At 71.3% G+C, this 22,501-nt stretch carries 34 protein-coding genes; 31 read left to right on the forward strand and 3 right to left on the reverse strand.

Annotation, left to right across the window (positions count from 1 at the left end; genetic code table 11):
- Nucleotides 1-10: 10 nt before the first annotated feature.
- A complete protein-coding gene (locus IE258_RS28245) occupies nucleotides 11-763 on the forward strand; it encodes a hypothetical protein (RefSeq protein WP_189748017.1) in 753 nt (250 codons plus the stop codon).
- Nucleotides 764-865: 102 nt separating this feature from the next.
- Here the strand turns inward: IE258_RS28245 and IE258_RS28250 are convergent, their stop codons facing one another.
- Complete coding sequence (locus IE258_RS28250) at nucleotides 866-1,081, reverse strand: hypothetical protein (RefSeq protein WP_189748019.1); 216 nt, start codon at nucleotides 1,079-1,081, stop codon at nucleotides 866-868.
- A gap of 58 nt (nucleotides 1,082-1,139) precedes the next feature.
- Between IE258_RS28250 and IE258_RS28255 the strand changes: the two genes are divergently transcribed.
- Both IE258_RS28255 and IE258_RS28260 read left to right on the forward strand, forming a co-directional pair.
- Nucleotides 1,140-1,334 carry a hypothetical protein gene (locus IE258_RS28255; protein ID WP_189748021.1) on the forward strand — a complete coding sequence of 65 codons (195 nt, stop codon included), beginning with the start codon at nucleotides 1,140-1,142 and terminating at the stop codon, nucleotides 1,332-1,334.
- 21 nt (nucleotides 1,335-1,355) lie between these two features.
- Entirely contained in the window at nucleotides 1,356-1,502 is a 147-nt protein-coding gene (locus IE258_RS28260; protein ID WP_189748023.1) for a hypothetical protein, read from the forward strand.
- Nucleotides 1,503-1,562: 60 nt separating this feature from the next.
- On the opposite strand, the gene IE258_RS28265 is transcribed toward IE258_RS28260, so the two are convergent.
- Nucleotides 1,563-1,844 carry a hypothetical protein gene (locus tag IE258_RS28265; RefSeq protein ID WP_189748025.1) on the reverse strand — a complete coding sequence of 94 codons (282 nt, stop codon included), beginning with the start codon at nucleotides 1,842-1,844 and terminating at the stop codon, nucleotides 1,563-1,565.
- Nucleotides 1,834-2,136 carry a helix-turn-helix domain-containing protein gene (locus IE258_RS28270; protein ID WP_229892481.1) on the reverse strand — a complete coding sequence of 101 codons (303 nt, stop codon included), beginning with the start codon at nucleotides 2,134-2,136 and terminating at the stop codon, nucleotides 1,834-1,836. The genes IE258_RS28265 and IE258_RS28270 overlap by 11 nt, the downstream gene beginning before the upstream one ends.
- Before the next feature lie 170 nt (nucleotides 2,137-2,306).
- Here IE258_RS28270 and IE258_RS28275 point away from each other — a divergent pair, with 170 nt between their 5' ends.
- From IE258_RS28275 to IE258_RS28410, 28 genes are all read left to right on the forward strand, one after another.
- Nucleotides 2,307-2,498 (forward strand): hypothetical protein, encoded by a 192-nt coding sequence (locus IE258_RS28275; protein WP_189748026.1) that lies wholly within the window; start codon nucleotides 2,307-2,309, stop codon nucleotides 2,496-2,498.
- Nucleotides 2,498-2,692 carry a hypothetical protein gene (locus IE258_RS28280; protein ID WP_189748027.1) on the forward strand — a complete coding sequence of 65 codons (195 nt, stop codon included), beginning with the start codon at nucleotides 2,498-2,500 and terminating at the stop codon, nucleotides 2,690-2,692. The genes IE258_RS28275 and IE258_RS28280 overlap by 1 nt, the downstream gene beginning before the upstream one ends.
- Nucleotides 2,693-2,840: 148 nt before the next feature.
- Nucleotides 2,841-3,683, forward strand: a complete 843-nt coding sequence (locus IE258_RS28285) for a protein transporter Sec31 (RefSeq protein ID WP_189748028.1) — start codon at nucleotides 2,841-2,843, stop codon at nucleotides 3,681-3,683.
- Nucleotides 3,683-3,871: a hypothetical protein gene (locus IE258_RS28290; RefSeq protein WP_189748029.1), complete on the forward strand. Its 189-nt coding sequence runs from the start codon at nucleotides 3,683-3,685 to the stop codon at nucleotides 3,869-3,871. Before IE258_RS28285 ends, IE258_RS28290 begins: the two co-directional genes overlap by 1 nt.
- Before the next feature lie 12 nt (nucleotides 3,872-3,883).
- Complete coding sequence (locus IE258_RS28295; protein ID WP_189748030.1) at nucleotides 3,884-4,171, forward strand: hypothetical protein; 288 nt, start codon at nucleotides 3,884-3,886, stop codon at nucleotides 4,169-4,171.
- Nucleotides 4,168-4,752: a hypothetical protein gene (locus IE258_RS28300; protein ID WP_189748031.1), complete on the forward strand. Its 585-nt coding sequence runs from the start codon at nucleotides 4,168-4,170 to the stop codon at nucleotides 4,750-4,752. The genes IE258_RS28295 and IE258_RS28300 overlap by 4 nt, the downstream gene beginning before the upstream one ends.
- Complete coding sequence (locus IE258_RS28305; protein ID WP_189748032.1) at nucleotides 4,749-5,333, forward strand: hypothetical protein; 585 nt, start codon at nucleotides 4,749-4,751, stop codon at nucleotides 5,331-5,333. The genes IE258_RS28300 and IE258_RS28305 overlap by 4 nt, the downstream gene beginning before the upstream one ends.
- Entirely contained in the window at nucleotides 5,330-6,151 is an 822-nt protein-coding gene (locus IE258_RS28310; RefSeq protein ID WP_189748033.1) for a hypothetical protein, read from the forward strand. Before IE258_RS28305 ends, IE258_RS28310 begins: the two co-directional genes overlap by 4 nt.
- Nucleotides 6,152-6,289: 138 nt before the next feature.
- Nucleotides 6,290-6,856: a hypothetical protein gene (locus tag IE258_RS28315; RefSeq protein WP_189748034.1), complete on the forward strand. Its 567-nt coding sequence runs from the start codon at nucleotides 6,290-6,292 to the stop codon at nucleotides 6,854-6,856.
- A gap of 185 nt (nucleotides 6,857-7,041) precedes the next feature.
- Nucleotides 7,042-7,491 carry a hypothetical protein gene (locus tag IE258_RS28320; protein WP_189748036.1) on the forward strand — a complete coding sequence of 150 codons (450 nt, stop codon included), beginning with the start codon at nucleotides 7,042-7,044 and terminating at the stop codon, nucleotides 7,489-7,491.
- Nucleotides 7,492-7,567: 76 nt separating this feature from the next.
- Complete coding sequence (locus tag IE258_RS28325; protein WP_189748038.1) at nucleotides 7,568-8,101, forward strand: hypothetical protein; 534 nt, start codon at nucleotides 7,568-7,570, stop codon at nucleotides 8,099-8,101.
- A complete protein-coding gene (locus IE258_RS28330) occupies nucleotides 8,101-9,372 on the forward strand; it encodes a PBSX family phage terminase large subunit (RefSeq protein WP_189748041.1) in 1,272 nt (423 codons plus the stop codon). The genes IE258_RS28325 and IE258_RS28330 overlap by 1 nt, the downstream gene beginning before the upstream one ends.
- Nucleotides 9,372-9,644 carry a hypothetical protein gene (locus IE258_RS28335; RefSeq protein ID WP_189748043.1) on the forward strand — a complete coding sequence of 91 codons (273 nt, stop codon included), beginning with the start codon at nucleotides 9,372-9,374 and terminating at the stop codon, nucleotides 9,642-9,644. The genes IE258_RS28330 and IE258_RS28335 overlap by 1 nt, the downstream gene beginning before the upstream one ends.
- Entirely contained in the window at nucleotides 9,625-11,139 is a 1,515-nt protein-coding gene (locus IE258_RS28340) for a phage portal protein (RefSeq protein ID WP_189748045.1), read from the forward strand. The genes IE258_RS28335 and IE258_RS28340 overlap by 20 nt, the downstream gene beginning before the upstream one ends.
- A gap of 15 nt (nucleotides 11,140-11,154) precedes the next feature.
- Complete coding sequence (locus tag IE258_RS28345) at nucleotides 11,155-12,270, forward strand: phage minor capsid protein (protein ID WP_189748047.1); 1,116 nt, start codon at nucleotides 11,155-11,157, stop codon at nucleotides 12,268-12,270.
- Nucleotides 12,271-12,369: 99 nt separating this feature from the next.
- On the forward strand, nucleotides 12,370-13,155 hold the full coding sequence (locus IE258_RS28350; RefSeq protein WP_189748049.1) for a hypothetical protein: 786 nt from the start codon (nucleotides 12,370-12,372) through the stop codon (nucleotides 13,153-13,155).
- 25 nt (nucleotides 13,156-13,180) lie between these two features.
- The gene (locus IE258_RS28355) at nucleotides 13,181-14,059 is read left to right on the forward strand and encodes a major capsid protein (RefSeq protein ID WP_189748051.1); all 879 of its coding nucleotides are present in this window, start codon (nucleotides 13,181-13,183) and stop codon (nucleotides 14,057-14,059) included.
- Between the two features lie 42 nt (nucleotides 14,060-14,101).
- Nucleotides 14,102-15,028, forward strand: a complete 927-nt coding sequence (locus tag IE258_RS28360; protein ID WP_189748053.1) for a glycosyltransferase family protein — start codon at nucleotides 14,102-14,104, stop codon at nucleotides 15,026-15,028.
- Nucleotides 15,019-15,690, forward strand: coding sequence for a hypothetical protein (locus tag IE258_RS28365; RefSeq protein ID WP_189748055.1), 672 nt, complete (start codon nucleotides 15,019-15,021; stop codon nucleotides 15,688-15,690). Before IE258_RS28360 ends, IE258_RS28365 begins: the two co-directional genes overlap by 10 nt.
- On the forward strand, nucleotides 15,675-16,310 hold the full coding sequence (locus IE258_RS28370) for an FkbM family methyltransferase (protein WP_189748057.1): 636 nt from the start codon (nucleotides 15,675-15,677) through the stop codon (nucleotides 16,308-16,310). Before IE258_RS28365 ends, IE258_RS28370 begins: the two co-directional genes overlap by 16 nt.
- Nucleotides 16,307-17,311: a glycosyltransferase family protein gene (locus IE258_RS28375; RefSeq protein WP_189748059.1), complete on the forward strand. Its 1,005-nt coding sequence runs from the start codon at nucleotides 16,307-16,309 to the stop codon at nucleotides 17,309-17,311. Before IE258_RS28370 ends, IE258_RS28375 begins: the two co-directional genes overlap by 4 nt.
- Before the next feature lie 3 nt (nucleotides 17,312-17,314).
- Entirely contained in the window at nucleotides 17,315-17,734 is a 420-nt protein-coding gene (locus IE258_RS28380; RefSeq protein ID WP_229892482.1) for a hypothetical protein, read from the forward strand.
- Nucleotides 17,731-18,048, forward strand: coding sequence for a hypothetical protein (locus IE258_RS28385; protein ID WP_189748061.1), 318 nt, complete (start codon nucleotides 17,731-17,733; stop codon nucleotides 18,046-18,048). The genes IE258_RS28380 and IE258_RS28385 overlap by 4 nt, the downstream gene beginning before the upstream one ends.
- A gap of 11 nt (nucleotides 18,049-18,059) precedes the next feature.
- Nucleotides 18,060-18,410 (forward strand): minor capsid protein, encoded by a 351-nt coding sequence (locus IE258_RS28390; protein WP_189748063.1) that lies wholly within the window; start codon nucleotides 18,060-18,062, stop codon nucleotides 18,408-18,410.
- A complete protein-coding gene (locus IE258_RS28395) occupies nucleotides 18,407-18,838 on the forward strand; it encodes a minor capsid protein (protein WP_189748065.1) in 432 nt (143 codons plus the stop codon). The genes IE258_RS28390 and IE258_RS28395 overlap by 4 nt, the downstream gene beginning before the upstream one ends.
- 10 nt (nucleotides 18,839-18,848) lie before the next feature.
- Entirely contained in the window at nucleotides 18,849-19,331 is a 483-nt protein-coding gene (locus tag IE258_RS28400; protein WP_189748067.1) for a phage tail tube protein, read from the forward strand.
- Nucleotides 19,331-19,852, forward strand: coding sequence for a DUF7426 family protein (locus IE258_RS28405; protein ID WP_189748069.1), 522 nt, complete (start codon nucleotides 19,331-19,333; stop codon nucleotides 19,850-19,852). The genes IE258_RS28400 and IE258_RS28405 overlap by 1 nt, the downstream gene beginning before the upstream one ends.
- Nucleotides 19,853-20,065: 213 nt before the next feature.
- Entirely contained in the window at nucleotides 20,066-22,498 is a 2,433-nt protein-coding gene (locus tag IE258_RS28410; protein ID WP_189748071.1) for a phage tail tape measure protein, read from the forward strand.
- Nucleotides 22,499-22,501 lie beyond the last annotated feature (3 nt).

Genomic DNA, 22,501 nt, shown 5'->3' on the forward strand with positions numbered 1-22,501 from the left:
GGAGCCCGCGATGACCACCACCTCCACCCACCTCCGCTCGATCGCCCTCCACTGGACCGACCTCCACGAAGCCGCCGGACAACCCGCCGTCGTCGGCGCCTTCGGTCTCGGCCTCCGCGGCTACCTCGCCCGCCTCGACCAGGCCGACCGCGACGAGTTCAACTACGACCGCAACCACGCCGCGCACCTCCGGTCGCTCGAGCGCGACCCGATCCAGCTCGGCGAACGCCCCGTCCCCGTCCGCCTCCACATCCTCGACACCATGCGCGCCGTCGAAGCCGCCCTCGTCCACTGCGCCGACGACATCGCCGATCGGGTGCAGCGCGCGCCCATGGCCATGCCGAGCGCCCGCCACGCAGACACCTACACCACCCGGCGGCAGGCCCACCTCGCCTTCGAGGACCGCAAGCGTCAGGCCCAGCTGGCCCACGCCGACCTGGTCGACCCGCGGCGCTGGCGGTACACCGGCCGACGGACCGCATCGCACGCCGCGCTGTGGCTCCTCGCCCGGATCGAACGCGCACCGGGCCCGTGCCGGCGCCTCACCGAAGACGAAGAGCAGCGGATCGGGAACGTCGCCGTCGGCGCCGCGGCCCGGGTCGAACGCGCGCTGGACATCGCGGCGCAGCAGCGGACGCTGTCGACACCGTGCCCGGACTGCGGCGGCGCGGTCGACGTGCACGGCGGGGAAGGCCGGACGCCAGTCGCGCACTGCACCGGCTGCGGCAAGATCTGGGCCGAGAGCGGCGTCATCGCGGCCTGAACACGGGGGCGGCCCGCTGATCACAGGGGTGCGAGAGATCAGTGGGCCGCCGTCCACATCGGGTGCCCCCCTTTGTGGTTCGTCGACGGTACGCCCGCCCGGTCAGTGCGTCCAGACGTTGGGTCCGCCGCCGCGCCACTCGATCAGCGCGCTGCGCACCACGTCCATCTCGTCGAAGCTCTGCAGGCCGGCCTCCTGCATCAACGCCGCCACGTCCTGCACGCCGTACGCCAGCCCCAGAATCGCCCCGTCGACCCGCACCCGGCGGCCGCCCTGCTCGTCGGGCGGGTACACGATCACGGGGCGGTCGGTGGCCATGCGCCCATCGTCCGCGTGCCGAGCGGCGAGGGCACGGCGGGCGGGTCATCCTGGTGACGTGCCCCCGGAGCGGTATCACCTCGTCCTCCTCCTCGACGGTCGGCCGACGATGCACGGCTGGTGGGAGGACGAGGATGTGGCGCGTCGGAAGTTCGCTTCCTGGGTCGGCGCGTACGGCCGGGCCGGCGCCCACATCACCCTCACCGACGAGGAGACCGGCACCGTGTTGACGGAGTGGCCGGACCCCGGGTGATCGTCTGCCATCCTGTCCGGCATGGCTCACCGTCCGTTCCCCGTTGCCGCTCGCGCCTGGCGGCAGGTCCTGCGCCGCTACCGGTACGCCCGGCCGCCGCACTCGCCTGCCGCGTCCGCGCGGGGCCCGGTCGGCGAGTACCGGCTGTCGACGCGCCGGGGCCGGTAGCCCGGACACGACGAAGCCCCCGCCTCGACCTGCTGAGACGGGGGCCGTTCTTCAGCACTCCTACAGCGGCGTTCCGCAGCGCGCGCACGGTCGGTAACCGGACTCCTCCGCGTCACCGAGCAGCATCCAGCTGGCGTCGTCCAGCTTCCGGCCAGCACCGGTGATCAGGCCGCACTGCGCGTCACCGTGGAAGACATCCCGGCTGTCGGCCGCGCTCGCCCGGACCAGCACAGCAGGCTCCCCCGCGCGATCGATACCCTCATCGGCGTAGCACTCCACCATGTAGGCGGCGGCGTCCACTGCGTCCTGTCCGTCGGTGTAGGCCAGCTCCCTACCGCGCATCGTCAGCCTCCGACTTCCGCGGGCGGTTCTTCCCCGATCCCGAGTAGCCGGCCTCGATGTCCTGCACGGTCCGCAGTGACACGCCGAGCCTGGCCGCGATCTTCCGGTACGACACCGGCGGATCCTGTGCACGCATCTCCAGCACCACCTCGCGGCGCTGCTCTCGCCACCGTTTCGCCCGCGCTTCCTGATCGGCCAGCACCTCGCCGATCGCCTTCGCGCGCGCCTCCGGGTCGGCGATCGCCTCGACTGCATCCATGGCGTCGATCACCCGCTGGGCCTCCTCGGTCACACCCGGCCTCACTTCTCTTCGGGCGGGCCGCTTGCCATGAGTGTATGGGGCCCCATACATTCGAGGGAAGCAGTCCGCACTGCTGATGCAGAACGGCCCCGGCCGGAGTTGCCGCTCCATATGGCCGGGGCCAGACCTACCCACAACCGTGACGAAGGAGCAGGTCCGCCATGGAGCGTACCGACCAGCAGCAGCCCCAGCCCAGCCCCACGCCCGTCACCCAGGACGCCAACGCGTCGGCCGCCGAACTCCAGCAGCGCGCCGCCGCCGACCTGGCCGCCACGCGGGCCGCCGCCCAGAGGAAGGCCGACACCGACGGCACCGAAGTCCGTGAGGGCGTCCTCCCGGGCGGAGCCGCCTGATGGGCTGGCTGTCTCGCCGCGCGCAGTCCACCCGCGACTACCCCGCCGCCGGCACCAGCGTCACCGGCGACGCCGGACGGTTCCGCCGCGCCAAGACGTCCGGCGCCCGCAAGGCCGGCCGAGACGCCGAGCGCTGGGAGGAAGCCGACCGCGCCCGCACCCGACGCGGCGGCACCTTCCTCTGGAGGAACTGATGCGCGCCCTCTACATCCTCGCCATGGTCTGGCCGCTGATCCTCGCCGCCGTCCTCATTGGCCGGCACTTCGCCTGACCTCACCGACCGGCCGGGCCGCGAACCTCCCCCCGCGGCCCGGCCCTCTTCTCGCTCCCGGAGCAGCCACCGTGAAGACCCGCCCGACCACCCAGCTCGTGCCGCACACCGTCGACGGCAAGACCCGCATGGTCCCCGTCCAGATCAACGCGCCCGCGCCCCCGCGGGACTGGGATCGCCTCGTCCTCAACGGCGTCACCGGCATCTCCGCTCTCGTCCTCACGGCCTCCGTCGTCTGGTCCACCGCCAGCATCGGCGACCTCCTCGCCCACGCCGTCATCGAGCCCGCCGCGTACGGGGCCGCGGTCGTCTTCGACCTCGCCTGGATCGCGTGCATGGCCGTCGAGTGGCTCGCCCGCTACGACGAGGACCGCGCCGCCCTGCCACGGAAGGCCGGGCACGTCATGCTGATCCTGGCGATGCTGGCCGTCGGCGCGCACGGCAAGGTCGCCGGGTACTGGGAGATCGGCCTCATCGGCGCCGCCGTGTCCGCGCTCGCCAAGGGACTGTGGACCGTCGTCCTGCGGCACCAGACCCCTCCGCTCGACGAGCGCACCCGCGCGTGGATCCAGGGCGAGCTGGCCGACGCCGGTGCGTCCCTGGCGCTGATCCCGGTGCGGCGTCAGCTCCAGCGGGCGCAGGGCCAGGTGGACGCCGAGCGCGCGGCGATCGCCGGATCGGATCGCGGATCCGTCGATCCGGACCAGTCCGGACCGGCCGCGGACGACCCGGACGCCGACGTGATCGGGATCCGGCCCGGCGCCGTGACCACCAAGGATGCAGTCCGGATTGCCTGGGACAGCGACATCCGCGACGACGAGGCCGTCATCCGCTACGTCGCCAAGGCCACCGGCACCGCGCCCTCCCCCGACACCGTCCGCCGCTACCTCCGCGCGCTCCGGGTGGCCGGCTGATGGGCGCGGCTGCCGGGCTGCTCCTCGCCCTCACCTTCCTCACCATCGTCGCCGCCGGCCTCGCCCTCGCCGTCGCCGCCTGGCAGCCGCGCACCATCCCCGGCCCCGTCATCACCGCCGGGGCCGCGGTCGCCGCCGCCTGCCTCTTCCTCGCCGCCCTTCACGGGGCCGCCCGCCTCCTGACCTGAAAGCCGCCGACCATGCTGCTGTTCGTCATCTGCCTCGCCGGGCTCTCCCCCGGCATCGCCACCGTCTGGCTGCTGCGCCACCGTGGCTGGCTCCTCGCCACCGCGGCGGGGCTCGCCGTCACCCTCGCCCTGCCCGGCCTGCTGCTCGTGGCCATGGTCGCCATGCCGCCGCTCGGCTACCTGATCGCCGCCCTGTCCGCGGCCGTCGCGGTCCGGGCGTACGACGACGGCCGGGTCTTCGTCGGTACGGCGTGGGCTGTGGTCGTCGTCGCCGCGTTCGCCTGCGCAGGTGTGCTGTGACCGACCGCCAGCCCATCACCCCGACACGGGTCATCCCGGCCGCCGAGACGCTGCCCGCGCCCGCGTCGCCGCCGCCCCCGCCGCCCGCACCTCCGGCCCCTCCGACCGCCCCGGATCCCGGTCCGGACTGGTGGCGGACCGGATCCGGAGCGTCCGGACCGCCCCCGCCCGTGCCGGTCGACGTCCACGTCACGGTGACCGTTGACCACGGCGGATGGCTCGCCGTGCCCGATCCGGACCCGGGCCCGCGCTGGTGGCAGCGGATCCGCTGGGGCTACAACATCGCCCTCGCCGTGCTGTCCCTGTCGCTGGCCGGGCCGTGGGGTGTTGTCCTCGCCTCCATCCGCGACGAGGAGTCGCTCGCGGGCGCCTGGGTGCTGGCCCTCGTGCCGCTGGTCGTCCTCGGCTTCCTCGACAACGCCCGCCGCATCGAGGCCCTCCACTCTGACCCGGATCTCTGGGCCCCCAAGTGGCGCGCCGCGCTCGTCCGCTTCCTGCTGTGGGCCGCCGTCCTCGGCACCGCCCTCACCCTCCCGCTCACCACGCTCGTCTACGCCCTCACCGGAGTGAAGCCCGCATGAACGTCACCGTGGCCGCCGGCCAGTACACGACCACCACCATCTCGACCGCTGGCTTCGCCCTCGGCCTGGCCCTCCTCGGCGCCGAGCTGTGGCGCTGGCACAAGGGCGGGAAGGGAGGCGGAGGCAAGGGCAAGGGCGACGACTCAGGCGGCGCCGCGAAGGACCCGAAGGCTCTGATCCCGCTTGGCTTCGGCCTGGTCTGCGGCATCCTCATGATCGCCTGCCCTGCCGGGCTCCTCGGCACCCTCGCCGGATTCCTCCGCTGGGGCGGCAACAGCGTGGGCGACCTGGCCATGAAGTGGCTGACCGGCACCCCGTCCCAGACCCTCGGCACCGCCGCCACACCGCGCATCGACGGGTACGGCGCGATCGTCGTGACCGCCGTCGTCGTCAGCCTGTGGGTCCTGCGGAAGTCCATCGGCAAGGCCGTCCGCGGCAAGTGGTGGAAGGGCGTCCTCATCGGCTGCCTGCTGTGCGTGTCCACCGGCACCGCGGCCCTGATCGCGCAGCAGGTCGTCGAGGGCGCCAACGGCATCGGCGCCTGGGCCATCGGCGGCCTCGCGAACGGCACGATCGTATGAGCCGCGTCCCGTCCACGATGCAGTGGATCCGGCAGGCCGGACAGCGGATCGCCACCGGATCCGGGCGCCTCGCCACCCACCTGGCGAGCCGAGCCCTGCACCTCGGACGCCGGGTCTGGCAGCGCTCCGCGGGCTGGCTGGGGGAGGCGTCCGGCCTCGCCTGGCTGCTGCGCCTGGCCGCCCTCCTGGCCGCCGCGGCGCTCCTCCGTAAGGTCGCCACAGCCGTCGCCGCCGGGGTGTACGCCCGGGTCGAGGCCGGGGCCGCGCCGTGGCTGATGTGGAGTACGGCCGGCCTGTGGGTGGTGGCCGCGTACCGGTGCGGCCGGGACAGCTGGAAGCCCAAGGGGCCGGTCGCCGAGCGGCCAAGCGGGGAGCAGCTGGAGGCCGACGGCCAGGACCAGGAGCCCTCCGAGCCTCCGGCACCGGCCGCTCCCCGGCCCGTCTCCCCTGTCGCTCTCATCGCCGCGGTCCGCGACATCGGCACCCCGCACGCTCAGCTGAAGCCGCTCGCCGAGCACCTCTTCACGACCACCGACGCGGTGCGCGCGGCGGCGGCCGGGATGGGGTGGCCCGTCAAGGACGTGCGCATGGCCGGGCGTTCGGCGTCGGCGGGGCTGCGCTGGGATGAGTGCCCCTCCCCGGACCAGGCCGACCCCTCTCCGGGTGTCGTCGGTGCAGGTGAGCGCGCCGACGACAACGACGACGACACCGGCGGAGAGAGGCCCCGAGAGGGGATTGCTGTACGGCACACCGATGGCGGGCTGGTCATCTACGACCTCGCCGACACCCACCGCCGACGCGGAATCGTCGGCCACTGAAGACCCCGCCGCCTACCTACTGAGGCGTCGAGACTTCCGCTTCGTCACGATCAGGTGAATCCTGCGCATGCGGGGCAACCACACGTCACCTTCACCAGTCACACACCCGCACGACACGAACAGTCCCAGGGGGGACCCATGGCCAACACCACGCCGCCCATGCCCGACTTCCCGCCACCGGCCCCGTCGGCCACCCCGAAGAAGCCCCGCACCAACGCCATCATCATCGGCGCGGCCGCCGCAGTCATCGCTGCGATCGTCGGCACCGGCATCGTCGTCGTCCAGGCCCAGGACGACGACAGCAAGCCCACCGCCACCGCAGAATCCAGCGCTCCTGCCGAAGCCCCCGCGACCACCGTCGCCGAGGAGCCCGAACCGGAGCCGGAGCCGAGCTACGCCGACGTCGGTCCGGACAGTTTCACGATCGAACTGCGCACCACCGACCGGCAGTGCTTCGGATCTGCGGGCTGCAACATGACGGTCGAGCCGAAGTTGTCCTACGTCGGCGCCAGCACGGACATCGATCCGGAGGCGGTCTACGAGATCACCTACGAGATTCGGGGCGGTGACTCCGGTGCGGTCATTGAGACGGCTGAGCTGTCGGACCAGACGACTCTGAATTTCACGCCGACCATCCTCAGCACGGCCTCGTCGGGCACGAAGCTGTCCGTGAAGATCACCGACGTGGTGTCCCAGGGGGTCTGAGGCGCTGTAGTTACCCCCGTCGATGGCCTCGCCGTTCCGTGACGGCGGGGCCCCTGCTTCTGCACCTAGTTGCAAATCCGGGAATCATGCCTCACCATGGGCCGCAGATCTGGCATGCCCGGAACCGGAAGCGCCAGGTGCGGCATCATTCCCCCCGTATCTCACATCTGTCCCAGGGGGGACCCATGAGCCACCAACCCGCACAGCGCAGACCCGACAGCGTCAGGACGAAGATCCTCAAGTTCGGGTGCCTGCCCGTCATCGTCCTCTTCGCGGCCCTCATCGGCCTCGGCATGGCACTCGACGACGGCGACGACAAGACCGACAGCAAGCCCAGCACCACGCCGTCCGCGCGCACCGAGGCCAGCCCGAAGCCGGCCGACCACAGCAAGCTCGACGACGCCGCCAAGCTCGCCTGCGACGACTTCGCCCACGGATACAAGGCCGCACAGACCCAGCAGGCCCGCATCGACCTCGCCGACAAGGTCAACAAGTGGGCGTCGCAGTCGACGACGGACGGCATCGCCGACAACGCGGTCGCGCTCGCGCGTGGGTCCGAAGCGTCGGCGGGGGCGTGGCAGCTCGGCGCGGACGCCTTCGCGCAGTCCTGCCTCGACGCCGGGTGGGACGCCTGACCGACACTCACCGACTGGCCCGGCCGCTGTTGACACGGGAGCGGCCGGGCCTTCGCACGCCCCGAGGGAGGTGGCCGTGGCCAACCAGTACCAGAACCCGGTCACCAAGGCGGAGCTCCAGCAGATCCGCGAGCTCCACGCGCAGGGGAAGGGGCGCAACGAGATCGCTCGGATCACCGGCCGCAGTTTGCGAACCATCAGCGTCTACGCCTCGAAGATGGACCTCAGCTTCGACCGGACCATGACCGAGGAAGCCACCCGCGCCCGCAAGGCCGACCTCGAAGAGCGGCGCGTCATCCTCGCCGAGGCCCTCCAGGGCGACGCCGAACGGCTCAGCTCGCAGATGTGGGAGCCCGCCAAGGTGTTCAACATCGGCGGCAAGGACAACAAGTACACCGAGCACGACGTCGACGAGCCGCCGGCCGACGCGAAGAAGGCCCTCATGGCCGCTGCGGGCATCGCCGTCGAGAAGTCGATGAAACTGGCACCGCCCGAGGTCGATGAGGCCAACGTTGAAGCGGCGCGGTCCATGCTCGGCTCGCTGGCCGACGGGCTGTCTCGACTGGCCGCTCAGGAGCCGCGCGGGGAGGACGACAGCGAGGAGGGCTGATGCTCGACTCGCTGCCCCTGTCCCGGAAGCAGATCCGCTCCATCGCCGAGGCCACCGCGCGCATCTCCATCTGGCACGGAGCCATCCGCTCGGGAAAGACGATCGCCTCGCTGGTCGCCTTCCTCATCGCCGTGGCCGCGGCACCGGCGTCCGGGCTGATCGTCATCGTGGGCCGCTCGCTGCAGACGATCGAGCGGAACGTCCTCGACCCGCTCCAGGACGAGGCCCTGTTCGGGGCGGTCGCGAAGCTCGTCGTCCACACGCGCGGTGCGACGACGGCGACGATCCTCGGCCGGACGGTGCACCTGATCGGTGCGGCAGACTCCCGCGCCGAGGGCCGCCTGCGTGGTCTCACCGCGTGTCTGGCGTACGTGGACGAGGCGACGCTGATGCCGCGCGGCTTCTGGAACCAGCTCCTCGGCCGCCTGTCGGTGCCCGGCGCGCGCCTGATGGCCACGACCAACCCCGACAACCCCGGGCACTGGCTGAAGAAGGAGTTCCTCGACCGGGCCGCAGACCTTGACCTGCGGGCCTGGCACTTCACCCTTGAGGACAACCCGGCCCTCGACCCGGCCTATGTCGCCTCGCTCAAGGCCGAGTACGTGGGCCTCTGGTACCGGCGGTTCATCTCCGGCCACTGGGTGCAGTCCGAGGGTGCGATCTACGAGATGTTCGACGCGCAGCAGCACGTCGTGAAGACCCTGCCGAGGATCGAACGCTGGCTGTGCGACGCGATCGACTACGGCACCGTCAACCCGTACGCCGACCTCCTCGTTGGCCTCGGCGCGGACCGCCGCCTGTACGTCGTCTCGGAGTACCGGCACGACTCGCGGACCGCGCGCCGGCAGATGACGGACAGCGAGTACTCGAAGGCCCGCCGGGCCTGGCTGGCGCGGGTGCCGCAGCCGGAGACGAACGTGCTCGGTGTCGCCCCGGAGTGGACGATCGTCGACCCGTCTGCGTCGTCGTACATCGAGCAGCTGCACCGCGACGGGGTGTCCGGCGTGACGGCCGCCGACAACTCGGTCCTCGACGGGATCCGCACGGTCAGCTCCCTGTTCTCCACTGGAGATCTCCTCGTGCACGAGTCCGCGCGCGGGCTGGTCGACGAACTGCCCGGCTACTCCTGGGACGACAAGGCGGCCGAGCGGGGCGAGGACAAGCCGATCAAGGAGAACGACCACTCGTGCGACGCGCTTCGCTACGGGGTGCGGACGACTGAGGCCCTGTGGCGGCCGTACCTACCGACTCGACTGGAGGTGGCCGCCTGATGACGGAACGCACCGCGAAAATTCGCCTCGACGGCACAGGCAGCGGCACGATCGAAGTCAACGGCCAGCCGCTCCGAGGCGTTCGCAGCCTCACCCTGAGCAGCGAGGCCGGACAACGGCCCGAGATCACTCTCGAACTGCTGCTGCACGACGTCAGCACCATTGCTGAGGCTCGCGTGCTGATCACCGAGGACGTGGCCGCCACGCTCGTCTCCCTGGGCTGGACGCCCCCGCCGGAGCAGGAGGTGCCGGATGCCGCTGCCCACGGGTGACACGCCCTGGCCGCCCCCGCACCTCGGGCCCGCCCTCGACGCCATGCACACCTGGGACTCCTGGTGGTCCGGCGACCCCGACCGACTGGAGCAGCTCTACGGCGGCAGCACCGGCGGCGGCCCCGACCCGAAGCGTCTGCAGTACGCCGGCGGCGTCGTCGGCCGCCTCGCCCGCTGGTGGTGGGGTACTCCGACCGCGCCCGGGGAGCGCCGGACGAAGCTCCACGTGCCGATCGCCGGGGATCTGTGCGGCGGCTCGGCGGACCTCCTCTTTTCCGAGCCGCCGAAGTTCACTGTCGACGACGACACCACGCAGAAGCGCCTCGACGTCCTCGCCGACGACGGGATGCTCGCCACTCTGCAGACCGCCGCCGAGATCGGCTCCGCGCTCGGCGGGATCTACCTGCGGCCGGTGTACGACAAGGAAGTAGCTGACCGGGCGTGGCCGCACGCCGAGCACGCCGACCGCGCAATCCCCGAGTTCACCTGGGGCCGCCTCTCCGCAGTCACCTTCTGGCGAGTCGTCCGCGAGGAGGACGGCCAGGTCTGGCGGCACCTCCAGCGCCATGAGCGCGGCGTCGTCCTGCACGGCTTGTACCAAGGCACCAAGGACAACCTGGGCCGACCGGTCCCGCTGGAAGACTCGTCAGCCACGGAGCAGTTCGCACCGCTGGTCAACGATCTGGGTGCCATGGCCACCGGGTACGACAAGGGCCTTGACGTCGTGTACATCCCGAACCAGATCTCCCGCCGCTGGCGGTGCAGCCCGAAGCTGCAGGAGTTCGGCCGATCGGACCTCGACGGCGTCGAGCCGCTGATGGACTCCCTAGACGAGACCTACTCCAGCTGGATGCGGGACATCCGGCTCGGCAAGGGCCGCATCGTCGTCCCGAAGACGTACCTCCAGTCCAACGGGCCCGGCCGCGGCGCGAGCTGGAACCCGGACCAGGAGGCGTTCGCCGGGGTCAACGTCCTCCGCAGCGGCGAAGGGTTCTCCCTGACCGTGGCCCAGTTCGCGATCCGCGTGCAGGAGCACCGGGACACGGCCGAAGACCTGGTCAACCAGATCCTCCGCAGCGCCGGCTACTCGGGGCAGACCTTCGGCATCGGCGGCGACGTCGCCGTCACCGCAACCGAGGTCACCGCGCGGGAGCGGCGGTCGATGACCACCCGCGGGAAGAAGATCCTGCGGTGGCGTCCAGCGCTGGCGCAGCTGGTAGAGGCGCTCCTCGCGGTCGACCAGTACGCGTTCGGCGGTGGCATCACCCCGCAGCGGCCCACTGTCGAGTTCGAGGACAGCGTGCAGGAAGACCCGCTGTCCCTGGCGAACACGACGGACGTTCTGCGGCGGGCTCAGGCCGCGTCGACGGACACGCTGGTGCGGATGGCCCACCCCGAGTGGGACGACGACCAGGTGGCCGCCGAGGTGGCGCTGATCCGGCAGGAGAGCGGCACCGCTGTACCGGACCCGTTCCAGACGGGAGAGATGCCGTAGGGGTGGTGAGCCACGGTGGCCGTGTCGCCGGAGATGTCCGAGGACCTGGCCGCCGCGGTCGCGGACCTGTACGAGGCCGCCGAGGGCGTCCTGATCGACAAGATCCGCCGGGCCCTCACCGAAGGCTGGGACTCGCCGGTCTGGGTCGAGCTGAAGCTCGCCGCGGTCGGCAACCTCCAGACGGCCATCGCCGAGGTGATCGCCGCGCTCCAGACCGACGCGTCCGGAGCGATCGGGCAGGCGATGGCCGAGGCGTACGACCGGGGGCAGCAGGCCGCCGTCGCCGAGCTGGGGGCGCTCGGCGTCGGCCAGGCCGCGGCGGCCGCTGTGGCTCTGCCGACGGCTCCGGTTGTTGACCGGCTGGCGCAGGCGGTCATCGCCGACACCGGGCCCGTCTATGTGCGGATGCTGCGGGCGTCGATGGACGTGTACCGCGAGGTGATCAGCCGGGCCGCGGCGGCGCCGCTCCTCGGCGCGCAAACCCGGCGGGAGGCGGCGCAGCGGGCGTTCGACGACTTCGCGGCCCGTGGGGTGCGGGGCTTCGTCGACGCGCGTGGTCGGAGCTGGGAGTTGCGGTCGTATATCGAGGCAGCGATGCGCTCGGCGACCGCGCGGGCGTCGCTCGAAGCGCACTCGGATCGGCTCGGCGCCGCGGGTGTGGATCTGGTGCTGGTGTCGCAGGCGCCGGAGGAGTGCCCACTGTGCCGCCCGTGGGAGCGGAAGATCCTCGCGCGCACAGGTGCACCCGGTCGGCGGACCGTGGAGGTTGAGCACGCCACGGAGGACGGCGAGACGGTCCGCGTGGAGGTGGCCGGGTCACTGGACGAGGCGCGGGCGGCGGGGCTGATGCACGTCAACTGCCGCCACCGAGTGTCCGCCTACCTGCCGGGCGTGTCTCGGATTCCGAAGGCTCAGCCGTCGCGGGGGACGTACGAGGACACGCAGCGGCAGCGGTACTACGAGCGGCAGATCCGGAAGTGGAAACGGCTCGCCGACGCGGCGATGGACGAGCCCACGGCGAAGGCCAGGCGGGCGCGGGTGCGCGGGTACCAGGCCCGGATCCGGGCGCTGGTCGCAGAGACAGGACTGCCCCGCAAGAGCCACCGCGAGCAGCTCTCCACGGCCCGCTGACCGGGCCCACAGACTTCCGCCCGCCAGGCGCGGGACGGATCGCACAACCCCCGCCAGGCGCGGGGCCGACACAACCCGACGCGCACCAGGAGTGCACGCATGCAGAAGCGAACCCTCCCCAGGCTGGCCGGTGCCGGCTGGGCACACCCCTACGGCCACGCCCCTTTCGCGCCGTACCTGTACGCCGACGGCGGGGACGGAGACGACTCCGGATCCGACAGCGGCGACAGCGGTGACGAAGGCGGCGACGGCGGCCAGGACGACGACGCCGGCGGGACCGGCGACGACACCGGCACCGACGACGAGGGCAAAGGCGAGAAGCCCAAGCCGAAGCCGCCCGCCAAGAAGACGGACGAGGACCCGGCGGCCGAACTGGCCCGGCTCCGCAAGGAGCTGAAGGACGCCAACGCCGAGGCGGCCAAGGCCCGCACCGGCGCGAAGAAGCAGGCGGCCGAGGAGGCCAAGGCGCAGCTCGTCCAGGAGATGGGCAAAGCGCTCGGCCTGATCAAGGACGACAAGGACGAGGCGCCGGACCCGGCGAAGCTCACCGCCGAGATCGAGCGGACGCAGAAGGCGCACCGTGAGACGGCGATCGAGCTGGCCGTGTTCCGCGGGGCCGGGAAGCACGGCGCGGACGCGTCGGCGCTGACCGACTCCCGGTCGTTCCTGAAGTCGATCGCCGACCTGGACCCGTCCGCCGAAGGGTTCGACAAGGCCGTGTCCGCCGCCATCAAGGCCGCGGTCGCGGACAACCCCAAGCTCAAGGCGCAGGGTCAGGCGCCCGCGCGCACATCCAGCGACTTCTCCGGCAGCACCGAGAAGCCCAAGGACAAGAACTCGATCGAGGCCCAGCGAGAAGCGCGCCGCAAGGCACGCAACGGCTGAGCCCTCCACAGACAAGGAGGCCCCCGTGGCCAACACCTTTCTCACACCGGACCTGATCGCCACGAGGGCGCTCGCCACGCTCTACGAGACCACCGTCATGCCGCAGCTCGTCCACCGCGACTTCGACGCGGACTTCCGCGGACGGCAGGGCGACACCGTCACCGTCCGCAAGCCGGCCGTCTTCACGGCGGGCGAGTTCGACCGAGGCACGGGCATCGTGCCGCAGAACGCGACCGAGGGCAGCGTCGATGTGACGCTGAACCACTTCGCCGACGTCTCCTTCACGGTGACGACGGAGCAGCTGAACCTGGAGATCGAGGACTTCGGCACGCAGCTCCTCGACCCGGCGATGGAGGCGATCTCTCAGAAGATCGACCGCGACCTGCTGGCCCTGCGGGCCGACATCACGCAGACCACCTCCGACGTCGACGCCCCGCACGCGGCGACGGCGCCGGAGGTGCTGATCGACGCGGGCATCGTCCTGAACCAGGCCAAGGTGCCCGCGGCCGAGCGCCGTGCGGTGATCGGCCCGGCGACGAACGGCCGCTGGCTCGACTCCAACGTGCTGAAGCTCGTCAACGAGTCCGGCAGCACGGACGGCCTGCGGGAGGCGTACGTCGGTCGGCGCCTGTTCGGGTTCGACCCGTACTGGACGCAGAACATCGAGGCCCCGGAGGAGGGCGTCGCGTTCCACCGCACGGCGTTCGCGCTGGTGATGCGTCCGTTGGAGCAGACCCCGGGCGTCCAGGACATCGCGATCATGAACTACAAGGGTTTCTCGCTGCGCGTGGTCTACGACTACGACATCAAGTACAAGCAGACCATCGTCAGCGTCGACTGCCTGTACGGCACGAAGACCCTCGACGCGAACCGTGCTGTCGTCTTCGGCGGCTCCGGTTCCTGAGTCCTCCTTCGGGTGGAGGGATGGTGGGTGAGAGGGGGCGTCGTGCGCTGCATTGTGCTCGGCGCCCCTCGCCCGCTGCACCTCAACCGGTGGAAGGACTGCCTCACCGAAGGCGGCCAGGAACTCGGCTGGGACATGCTCCACCTCCCAGCCCGAGGCATCCCCGCCGCCGAGGTGGTGAACGCGTGCCGTGGGGCGGACATGTTGATCTGGGCCCGCACCCACGGCCACCAACCCGCCGGGGACATCCCCGGCATGCTGTGCGCGATCGAGGACGCGGGCACCGCCACGGTGGCCCTGCACCTCGACCTGTACTGGGGCATCCCGCACCGCGAGCAGCAGATCGGCGTGGACCCGTGGTGGTCCTGCCAATGGGTGTTCACCGCGGACGGCGGCCACCAGGCCGAGTTCCTCGCCCGCGGCATCAACCACTACTGGATGCCGCCGCCCCTCGGCCGCCGCTGGCTCGGCCGCACCCGACCGGACCGGGCGCGCTTCCCCGGCCGGATCGTGTTCGTCGGCGGCTACGCCCCGGACATCCACGGCACCCACCGCGCAGACCTGCTCACGTGGGCGCGGCGCCGCTACGCCTTCCAGTTCCAGCAGTACGGGCGCGGCCGGCCGGTGTGGGGCGCTGACCTAGGCGCCCTGTACGCGTCCGCTGAGGTCGTGCTCGGCGATTCGGCTCCGGCCGTCCGGTACTGGTCGGATCGGGTGGTGTGCACGCTCGGGCGCGGGGGCCTGCTCGCGCACCCGCGCACGCAGGGGATGACCGAGCTGGGGCTGACCGACGAGACGCTCCTGCTGTACGACCGGGGCGACTTCGTTGGTCTCGGCGACCGCATCGACGCGCTGACCACTGCACGCCGTCGGGAGATGACCGACGCGGCGATCACGCTCGTCGAGGAGCGGCACCTGTGGGAGCACCGGCTTCGGGACGTCGCGGAGGTGGTGTTCGGGTGCGGGTGATCATCGCGTGCGCGGGCCCCCAGACGAAGTGGGCGAACCACCTCGGTGTGCCGTCGCACCTGGTGCCGCTCCGCGCCCATCACAGGGTGCCGCTGCTGTACCGCACCGTCGGCCAGGCCCGGGAGATCAGCGACGACGTCCACATCACCGCGCCCGCCGGAGACCACCAGTACAAGATCCCCGGTACGACGCTGCACGAGCAGGACGGCACCGCCCCCTCCGAGTACGCGGCCACCCGCGACCTGTGGAACCCGCACGGCCGGACCGTACTGCTGCTCGGCGACGTCTACTTCACCGACACCGCCATCGCAACGATCGCCGCCTGGCGCGCCCAGACCTACCGGGTGTTCGGCCGCTCCCACGGCAGCCTCATCACCGGGACCCCGTACGGCGAGATCTTCGCCGCCTCCTGGTGGCCCAGCCAGCACACCCGCCTCGACGAGCGGCTCGCCGTCGTGCACGAGACCCGCGCGGCCGGCACTATCACCCGGCCGCCGGGCTGGATGCTGCTGCGGGCGTGGCAGCGCACCCCCCTCGACCGGCACGTCGTGGAGCCCGCGTGCTTCTCGGAGATCCACGACTGGACCGACGACATCGACACGCCCGCGGACTTCGCGCGGCACCCAGCAACCAGGAAGGGGCCCGCGTGGCCAACGTCATGAGGGCCCTGCCCGCCCTGCTGAAGGACCTCGACTGGACGCCGACCCACCTGGTGCACGTCGGCGCCCACGAGGGCCAGGAACTCCCCTTCTACCGGGAGGCAGGCATCCCGCAGATCACCCTCGTCGAGCCGATCCCCGCGCTCGCCGCACGCCTACACCGCGAGCACCCGGACACGGTCGTCCACGAGTGCGCGTGCGGCAGCCAGCCCGGCCGCGAGCAGCTGCACATCATGGCCCGCACCAACCTCTCCACCCTCGCACCCCCGCAGGACATCGACCGCGTCGCACAGACCATCGACGTCGACGTCCGCCGCCTCGACGACCTCGCCCCCACCGCCGACGCAGCCGTGATCGACGCGCAGGGCCGAGAGCTGGACGTCCTCGCCGCGGCCCCGTGGCCGTCACTGAGCCTGCTCATCGTCGAGACCTGCACCGTTGACGACGCCACCATGGCCAGCCCCTACCGGGATGTGGCCAACGTCGCCGCCTCGCACGGCTTCACAGAGGTCGCCCGCTGGGTCCGCGACTACGACTGGGTATCCGAGTGGGGCCGCGGCCGAGGCCTGCCCCCGCGCAACGCCGAGGTCAGGGACGTCGTCTTCTACCGGCCCCGATCGTGACCGTCGCCGTCCTCGTACCGTGGCGGCCGGACTGCGGGCACCGCCAGAGGGTGTGGGCGTGGGTGCGGGCGCAGTGGGCGCGCTGGCTGGACTGGGAGATCGTCACCGGAGCCTGCCCCGACGGGCCCTGGTCCAAGGGCGCAGCCGTCGCCGACGCGCTACGGCAGACCAGCGCGGACGTCCTGGTCGTCGCCGACGCCGACGTGTGGTCGGACGGCATCCCGGCCGCCGTCAACGCGGTGGCCGGCGGGCGGGCCCGGTGGGCGATGCCTCACCAGCTCGTCCGTCGCCTCACCGAGGACGCCACCCGCGCAGTCCTCAACGGCACCCCGCTCGACGGCCAGCCCACCCAAGAGACCCATCCCGGGATGCCGGGCGGCGGGATCGTCGTCCTCGCCCGCAACGTCCTCGAAGGCGTGCCCATGGACCCGCACTTCGAGGGCTGGGGCCAGGAAGACCAGTCGTGGGCGCTCGCTCTCACCACGCTCGCCGGGCCCATGTGGCGCGGCACCGCCGACCTCACACATCTGTGGCACCCGCCCGCGCCGCGCCGTTCCCGAGCGGTCGGCTCCACGGCATCGCTCGCCCGCTACCGCCGCTACCAGGCGGCCTCAGGCCAGGTCTCGCAGATGCGGGCGCTGGTCGCCGAGTTCTGCCCTACCCCCCTGGAAGGACAACCGATGACGTACAGATACCGCAACGCGAACACGAACGACGAGGTGGAGTACGCGCAGCCCAACGCCCGGCTGGAGATGCTGCCGAACTGGTCCCGCATCGCCAGCCCGGCCGAGACGCCGGAGCCGGACGACAACCCGGAGGCGGAGAAGAGCACCGAGCCGTCCACCCAGTCGACGATCGGCCGGCCCTCGACCAGCGAGCCCAAGGCCGCATGGGTCGAGTACGCCACCAGCCGGGCCAAGGACTCCGACGAGGTCGACGAGATCGCCACCCTCACCAAGGCCGAACTCGTCGAACGCTACGGCAGCGACGACAAGGAGTAGCCGATGCCCAGGGTCTACGCCACCGCCGCCGACTACCAGACGTACACCGGCGAGACCCCACCCTCGGACATCGACCGGCTGCTGCAGTCCGCATCCCTCATGCTCGACACCCGCGTACTCGCGTACTGCCGGTACGACGTCGACGACCAGGGCGCACCGTCCGACCCGGATGTCGCCGCGGCGGTCGGCCGGGCGGTGTGCGCGCAGGTCTTCTGGTGGGGCGAGGTCGGCGACAGCACGGGCGCGGCCGGCGTCGGCTATGGGTCGGTGGCGATCGGCTCGGTGAACCTCGGCCGCTCGGTCACCTCGGTCAGCGGAGACGACTCGGCGGCGCGGCAGCTCGCCCCGCAGATCGCAGACGAACTCCGGTCGCCGGACCTGCACGACAAGCTCGTGATCGGCGCTGTGGCGGTGCCCTGGTGAGCGCGGTGCCGCGCTGGCTGCTGCGCCACCGCATCACGATCGAGGAGTACCTGGGGGACTCCAGCACCGGCGCCCTGTACGGGCCGCCCGTCGAGGCGCGCGCGTACGTGGACGAGCAGACCCGCGCGGTCGTCTCGCCGGGCGGCGAGCAGGTCACCTCCTCGTCGACCGCGTACGCCTCGCCGGGCACGACGGTGCCGCCGCTGTCCCGCGTGACGCTCCCCTCCGGCCGTATCACCAAGGTCATCGCCTGCCTGCCGCGCGACGGCGGCGGCCTGCCCACACCGGACCACGTGGAGATCCAACTCCAGTAGGGAGGCCCGCTGTGGCGCAGCGTTTCCGACTCGACTTCAACGGGGCAGCGGTCGAGCGCAACCTCCGCGCCGCTGCCGCCCGCGGCCTGATCCTCGCCGCCGAGCACGTGCTGGCCGAGTCGCAGGAGATCGTCCCCCTCGACGAAGGGCCCCTGCAGAACTCCGGTATGGCCAGCGTCGACGAGGGCGACCTGACCGCCGCGGTCTCCTACGACACCCCGTACGCGATCCGACAGCATGAGGAGCTGGACTACCGGCACGCGCCGGGTCGAACCGCGAAGTACCTGGAGAGACCGCTCAACGCCGAACGACAGCAGGTACAAGCGCTGATCGCCGCTCAGCTGAGGCGGGCCCTGCGATGAGCCACGACGCCGACCTGTTCCAGGGCATCGCCGAGCTGCTCGACGCAGAGGGCATCGGCCGATACGACCCGGACGCGGTCCTGCCGGCCGATGTGACGGGCATCGTCCTCGGCAAGGTCCCGGACGGCCCCGACCGTGTGCTCGGCCTTACCCCGTACCCCGTCGCTGACGACGACAGCACGGACTCCGTCACCGGCATCCAGGCGCGCATGCGCTGGGGCACAGACGCGGCCGGGCTGGTGCAGCTGGCCGAAGACGTCTTCAACGTCCTCCACAACCGGCGTAGCTACCTGCTGCGCGGGGTGTGGGTGGAGATCTCCTGGCGCCAGTCCCAGGCGTGGATTGGCCAGGACGCACGCGGCCGCATGGAGCTCGTCGCGAATTTCTACTTCCGGACCGTGCGGACCGGACCTCACCTGAACCCCTGAGGAGGGCCTGATGTCGACTCCTGTCGAGACCACCGAGACCGAGCTGGCGCGCGAGTGGCGGCTCGAAGTGAACATGGGCACGGACGAGGCCCCGGACTGGCAGCTGTGCCCCGGCGTCCGCGAGTTCCAGCCATCCGCCGAGCCCAACATCGAGGACTCCAGCGACTACGACAGCGGCGGCTGGGCCGGGAACACGAAGACTGCGCAGGCGTGGGAGCTGGCGGTCACCATCCGTCGCAAGGCCAACAAGGCCCAGAAGGTGTACCACCCGGTGCACGAGGCGATCCGGGTAGCGGCCGACGAGTACGGCGAGGCCAACCTCGTGCCGCTGCGGTGGATGAACCGCGACGGGCTCCCGGAGGCGTACGAGGGCAAGGCCATCCCCACCTGGGCCCCGGCGGGCGGCGAGTACTCCGCCCTGGGAGAGGTCGAGATCACCTTCACTGGCGACGGCCCCCGCACGCCGATCGACAACCCGCTGGCAGGGAGCTGATGGCCGCCACCTTCGAGGCCCTCGGCGACTTCCTCGACGACTACCTGGAGCTGCCTGTCCTGTGCACCGACGGGCAGACGCGGACCTTCCGCATCCCGTCTCCCGCCGCAGAGGACGGCCTCCGCGTCGAGCGGATCACCAAGGCCGCCGCCAAGCTCTACCTGAACGGCACCGAACCGGATCAGGAACTCCTCGACGACAACGAGGAGAAGGACCTGTTCCGACTGGTCCTCGGCACGGTGCACGACGAGATCGCCGCACAGGTCAAGTGGACCCGCTTCCGGCACGTGGCCATGACCACGATGATGTGGGTCCTCAACGACCGGGAGACAGCCGCCAAGTTCTGGTCCTCGGGCGGCGACCCTTCTCTCTTGGCCCCGAACCGGGCAGCCCGTCGGCAGCAGAAGTCAGCGCCCTCGGCGTCGGCCGCGGCGAACGGGACCCGGTCACGGGGCTCTACGAGTGGTACGAAGGCGGGCTCCCGCCAGCGTCGCAAGCGCGGCGGCAGGGCAAACGCGTAACCCGCACGGACCTGTTGGAGCAGTGGCCACTGGTTGAGGCGGACTTCCAGGACACCTACGGCCTCGACCTGTCCACTCCCGATCTGTTGCGGGAGCGGTCCTGGCGCTGGTTCCAGACCCGCCTCTACGGCCTCGTCTCCGCAGAGTCCCGCGTCTCCCGGCACTTCGCACCTCCCCCACCCAAGCAACCACGAACACGGAGGAGGTAGCACCGTGGCGCTCACCGTCGGCGAACTTACCGGCCTCATCACCCTCAACGCCGACGGCGTACCCACCACCCTGCGCCGCGTCGAAGGCCAGATGCGGGCCTCCGGGCAGCGTCTCGCCGGAGACGCCGACGACGCCGGGCAGCAGGCCGGGACCCGGCTCGGCGGCGGCTTCGTCCGCGGCGCCGACGGACAGTGGCGCACCATCCGCGGCCAGTTCGTCGACGCGGTCACCGCCGCCGCCCTGGATGCTGAGGCCGCCGCACGCCGCGGCGGCCAACGCGCGGGCCAGCAACTCGGTGACGGCCTGCGGGACGGCGCCACCCAAGGTGCCAGGCAGGCAGGCGACGACGCCGGGAACGCCCTCGGCGACGGGCTCACCACGTCCGGCAGCGCGGGCGCCGACGAGGCCGGGGAGACCATCGGGCAGCGCCTGTCCGGGCGGCTGAAGCTCGCGGCAGCGGGCGCCGGGGTCGCTGCCGGCGCGATCCTCATGGCCGGGTTCCAGGAGGCACTCGACCAGTCGCAGATCACCGCCCGTCTCGGCGCGCAGCTGGGGACGACACCAGCGGTGGCGCAGCAGTACGGCAAGGTCGCCGGCCAGTTGTTCAAGGACGCGATCGTCGCGGACTTCCAGACGGGCGCGGACACAATCCGGGCGATCGCCGCAGAGGGCCTGCTGCCGCCGGGGGCGACGAACGCACAGATCAAGGACATCTCCGCGAACGCTGCCGACCTGGCGTCGACGTTCGACGTGGACGTCGCGATGGCGGCGCAGGCGGCCGGTATCGCGGTGAAGACCGGGCTGGCGAAGAACTCGGCTGAGGCGTTCGACCTGATTACTCAGGGGATGTCCGGTCTGGGCCCGGCGGGCGAGGATCTGCTGGAGACGATCAACGAGTACGGCGTCCAGTTCGCGAAGAGCGGGTTGTCGGGCCGTACGGCGTTCGGGCTGATGCGGCAGGCGATCCAGGCCGGGTGGAAGGACACCGACAAGGTTGCTGACGCCTTCAAGGAGCTGGAGCTCCGCGTCACCTCGGGCGGTAAGGCGCAGGTCGACGCACTGAAGTCGGTCGGGTTGAACGCCGACCAGATGATCGCCGACCTGTCTGCGGGCGGAACGCGCGGCGAGGCTGCGATGGCGAAGATCCACGATGCGATCGTGGAGCTTGGTCCGGAGTCGGACGTCGCGAAGGTCGCGATTCAAGACCTGTTCGGCGGCCCGGGTGAGGATCTGGGTGCCGCCTTCTTCAAGCTGAACCTGCACGAGGCGGCGAAGGCCATGGGTGGCGCGGAGGGTGCCGCCGACAAGCTCGGCAGCAGCCTCCGCGACAACGCCGGGGCGAAGGTCCAGGCGTTCAAGAACACGCTGCAGCAGAGCCTCGTGGAGTTCTTGGGCACGAAGGTCATCCCGCCGCTGGAGAAGGTGTTCGGCTTCGTCCAGGAGCACTCTGACGTGTTCATCCCCGCAGCTGCCGGGGTGACCGCGCTGGGGGCCGCGTTCTCGCTGGCGGCGCTGGGTGTGTGGGCGATGAACTCGGCGATGCTGGCCAACCCGATGTTCTGGATCATCGGCGGGATCGCGCTGGCTCTGGTGGGCCTGGTGCTGCTCGTCGTCACGTACTGGGATCAGATCAAGTCGGCCACGCTCACGGCCTGGGACTGGGTGGTCGCCAAGCTCGTCGCCGCGAAGGACGGGATCCTCGCAGCGATCGGCTGGCTCGGCTCCATCCCGGGGCAGATCAGCACGTGGTTCGGACAGGCCAAGGACTGGGCCGTCCGCAAGTCTTTGGAGCTCGTCGCGTGGCTGTCTGGCCTCCCGGGCCGCGTCGGCCGTGCGATCTCCGGGCTGTCGTCGACGCTCTGGAACGCGGCGACCCGCTACTTCCAGCGGTTCCGGGACGCTGCTGCCGCCAAGGTCATCTCTATGATCTCGTGGGTGTCCGGCCTGCCCGGCCGGATCTCAGGCGCAATCGGGTCCCTGTCGTCGCTGCTCTACAGCAAGGGCGCCGATGTCGTCCGCGGCCTGTGGAACGGCATCAAGTCCATGGGTGGCTGGCTGAAGTCGACCCTGATCGGCTGGGCCAAGAGCATCATCCCGGGCCCGATCGCGAAGGCTCTTGGCATCGCCAGCCCGTCGAAGGTGATGGCGAAGCAGGTCGGCCGGTGGATCCCGCGGGGCATCGTCGCCGGTATCGAGTCGACGCAGGGCGAGGTCGACCGGACGATGGCGAACCTCGTGTCCACCCCGACGGCTTCCGCGTCGTACGCCGGTTCCGTCAGCTCGGTCATGAGCGGAGCCAGCGGCGGCAGCAGCTCGCCTCAGACGGCGACGCTGAGGGCTGGTGACGCGCTCAGCGATCAGATCCTCGGCCTCATCCGCAATCAGGTCGGCATCAGGGGCGGCGACGTTCAGGTCGTCCTCGGCAACAGGAGGTAGACG

The sequence above is a fragment of the Streptomyces tendae genome (genome assembly GCF_014650435.1).
Lineage (GTDB): Bacteria > Actinomycetota > Actinomycetes > Streptomycetales > Streptomycetaceae > Streptomyces > Streptomyces tendae.

Excerpts from the sequence above, each read along its gene's own strand:
- IE258_RS28245 (WP_189748017.1), top strand. The coding sequence starts at position 11 with ATGACCACCACCTCCACCCACCTCCGCTCGATCGCCCTCCACTGGACC.
- IE258_RS28250 (WP_189748019.1), bottom strand. The coding sequence starts at position 1,081 with ATGGCCACCGACCGCCCCGTGATCGTGTACCCGCCCGACGAGCAGGGC.
- IE258_RS28260 (WP_189748023.1), top strand. The coding sequence starts at position 1,356 with ATGGCTCACCGTCCGTTCCCCGTTGCCGCTCGCGCCTGGCGGCAGGTC.
- IE258_RS28265 (WP_189748025.1), bottom strand. The coding sequence starts at position 1,844 with ATGCGCGGTAGGGAGCTGGCCTACACCGACGGACAGGACGCAGTGGAC.
- IE258_RS28275 (WP_189748026.1), top strand. The coding sequence starts at position 2,307 with ATGGAGCGTACCGACCAGCAGCAGCCCCAGCCCAGCCCCACGCCCGTC.
- IE258_RS28280 (WP_189748027.1), top strand. The coding sequence starts at position 2,498 with ATGGGCTGGCTGTCTCGCCGCGCGCAGTCCACCCGCGACTACCCCGCC.
- IE258_RS28290 (WP_189748029.1), top strand. The coding sequence starts at position 3,683 with ATGGGCGCGGCTGCCGGGCTGCTCCTCGCCCTCACCTTCCTCACCATC.
- IE258_RS28295 (WP_189748030.1), top strand. The coding sequence starts at position 3,884 with ATGCTGCTGTTCGTCATCTGCCTCGCCGGGCTCTCCCCCGGCATCGCC.
- IE258_RS28305 (WP_189748032.1), top strand. The coding sequence starts at position 4,749 with ATGAACGTCACCGTGGCCGCCGGCCAGTACACGACCACCACCATCTCG.
- IE258_RS28310 (WP_189748033.1), top strand. The coding sequence starts at position 5,330 with ATGAGCCGCGTCCCGTCCACGATGCAGTGGATCCGGCAGGCCGGACAG.
- IE258_RS28315 (WP_189748034.1), top strand. The coding sequence starts at position 6,290 with ATGGCCAACACCACGCCGCCCATGCCCGACTTCCCGCCACCGGCCCCG.
- IE258_RS28320 (WP_189748036.1), top strand. The coding sequence starts at position 7,042 with ATGAGCCACCAACCCGCACAGCGCAGACCCGACAGCGTCAGGACGAAG.
- IE258_RS28330 (WP_189748041.1), top strand. The coding sequence starts at position 8,101 with ATGCTCGACTCGCTGCCCCTGTCCCGGAAGCAGATCCGCTCCATCGCC.
- IE258_RS28335 (WP_189748043.1), top strand. The coding sequence starts at position 9,372 with ATGACGGAACGCACCGCGAAAATTCGCCTCGACGGCACAGGCAGCGGC.
- IE258_RS28340 (WP_189748045.1), top strand. The coding sequence starts at position 9,625 with ATGCCGCTGCCCACGGGTGACACGCCCTGGCCGCCCCCGCACCTCGGG.
- IE258_RS28350 (WP_189748049.1), top strand. The coding sequence starts at position 12,370 with ATGCAGAAGCGAACCCTCCCCAGGCTGGCCGGTGCCGGCTGGGCACAC.
- IE258_RS28380 (WP_229892482.1), top strand. The coding sequence starts at position 17,315 with ATGCCCAGGGTCTACGCCACCGCCGCCGACTACCAGACGTACACCGGC.
- IE258_RS28395 (WP_189748065.1), top strand. The coding sequence starts at position 18,407 with ATGAGCCACGACGCCGACCTGTTCCAGGGCATCGCCGAGCTGCTCGAC.
- IE258_RS28400 (WP_189748067.1), top strand. The coding sequence starts at position 18,849 with ATGTCGACTCCTGTCGAGACCACCGAGACCGAGCTGGCGCGCGAGTGG.
- IE258_RS28405 (WP_189748069.1), top strand. The coding sequence starts at position 19,331 with ATGGCCGCCACCTTCGAGGCCCTCGGCGACTTCCTCGACGACTACCTG.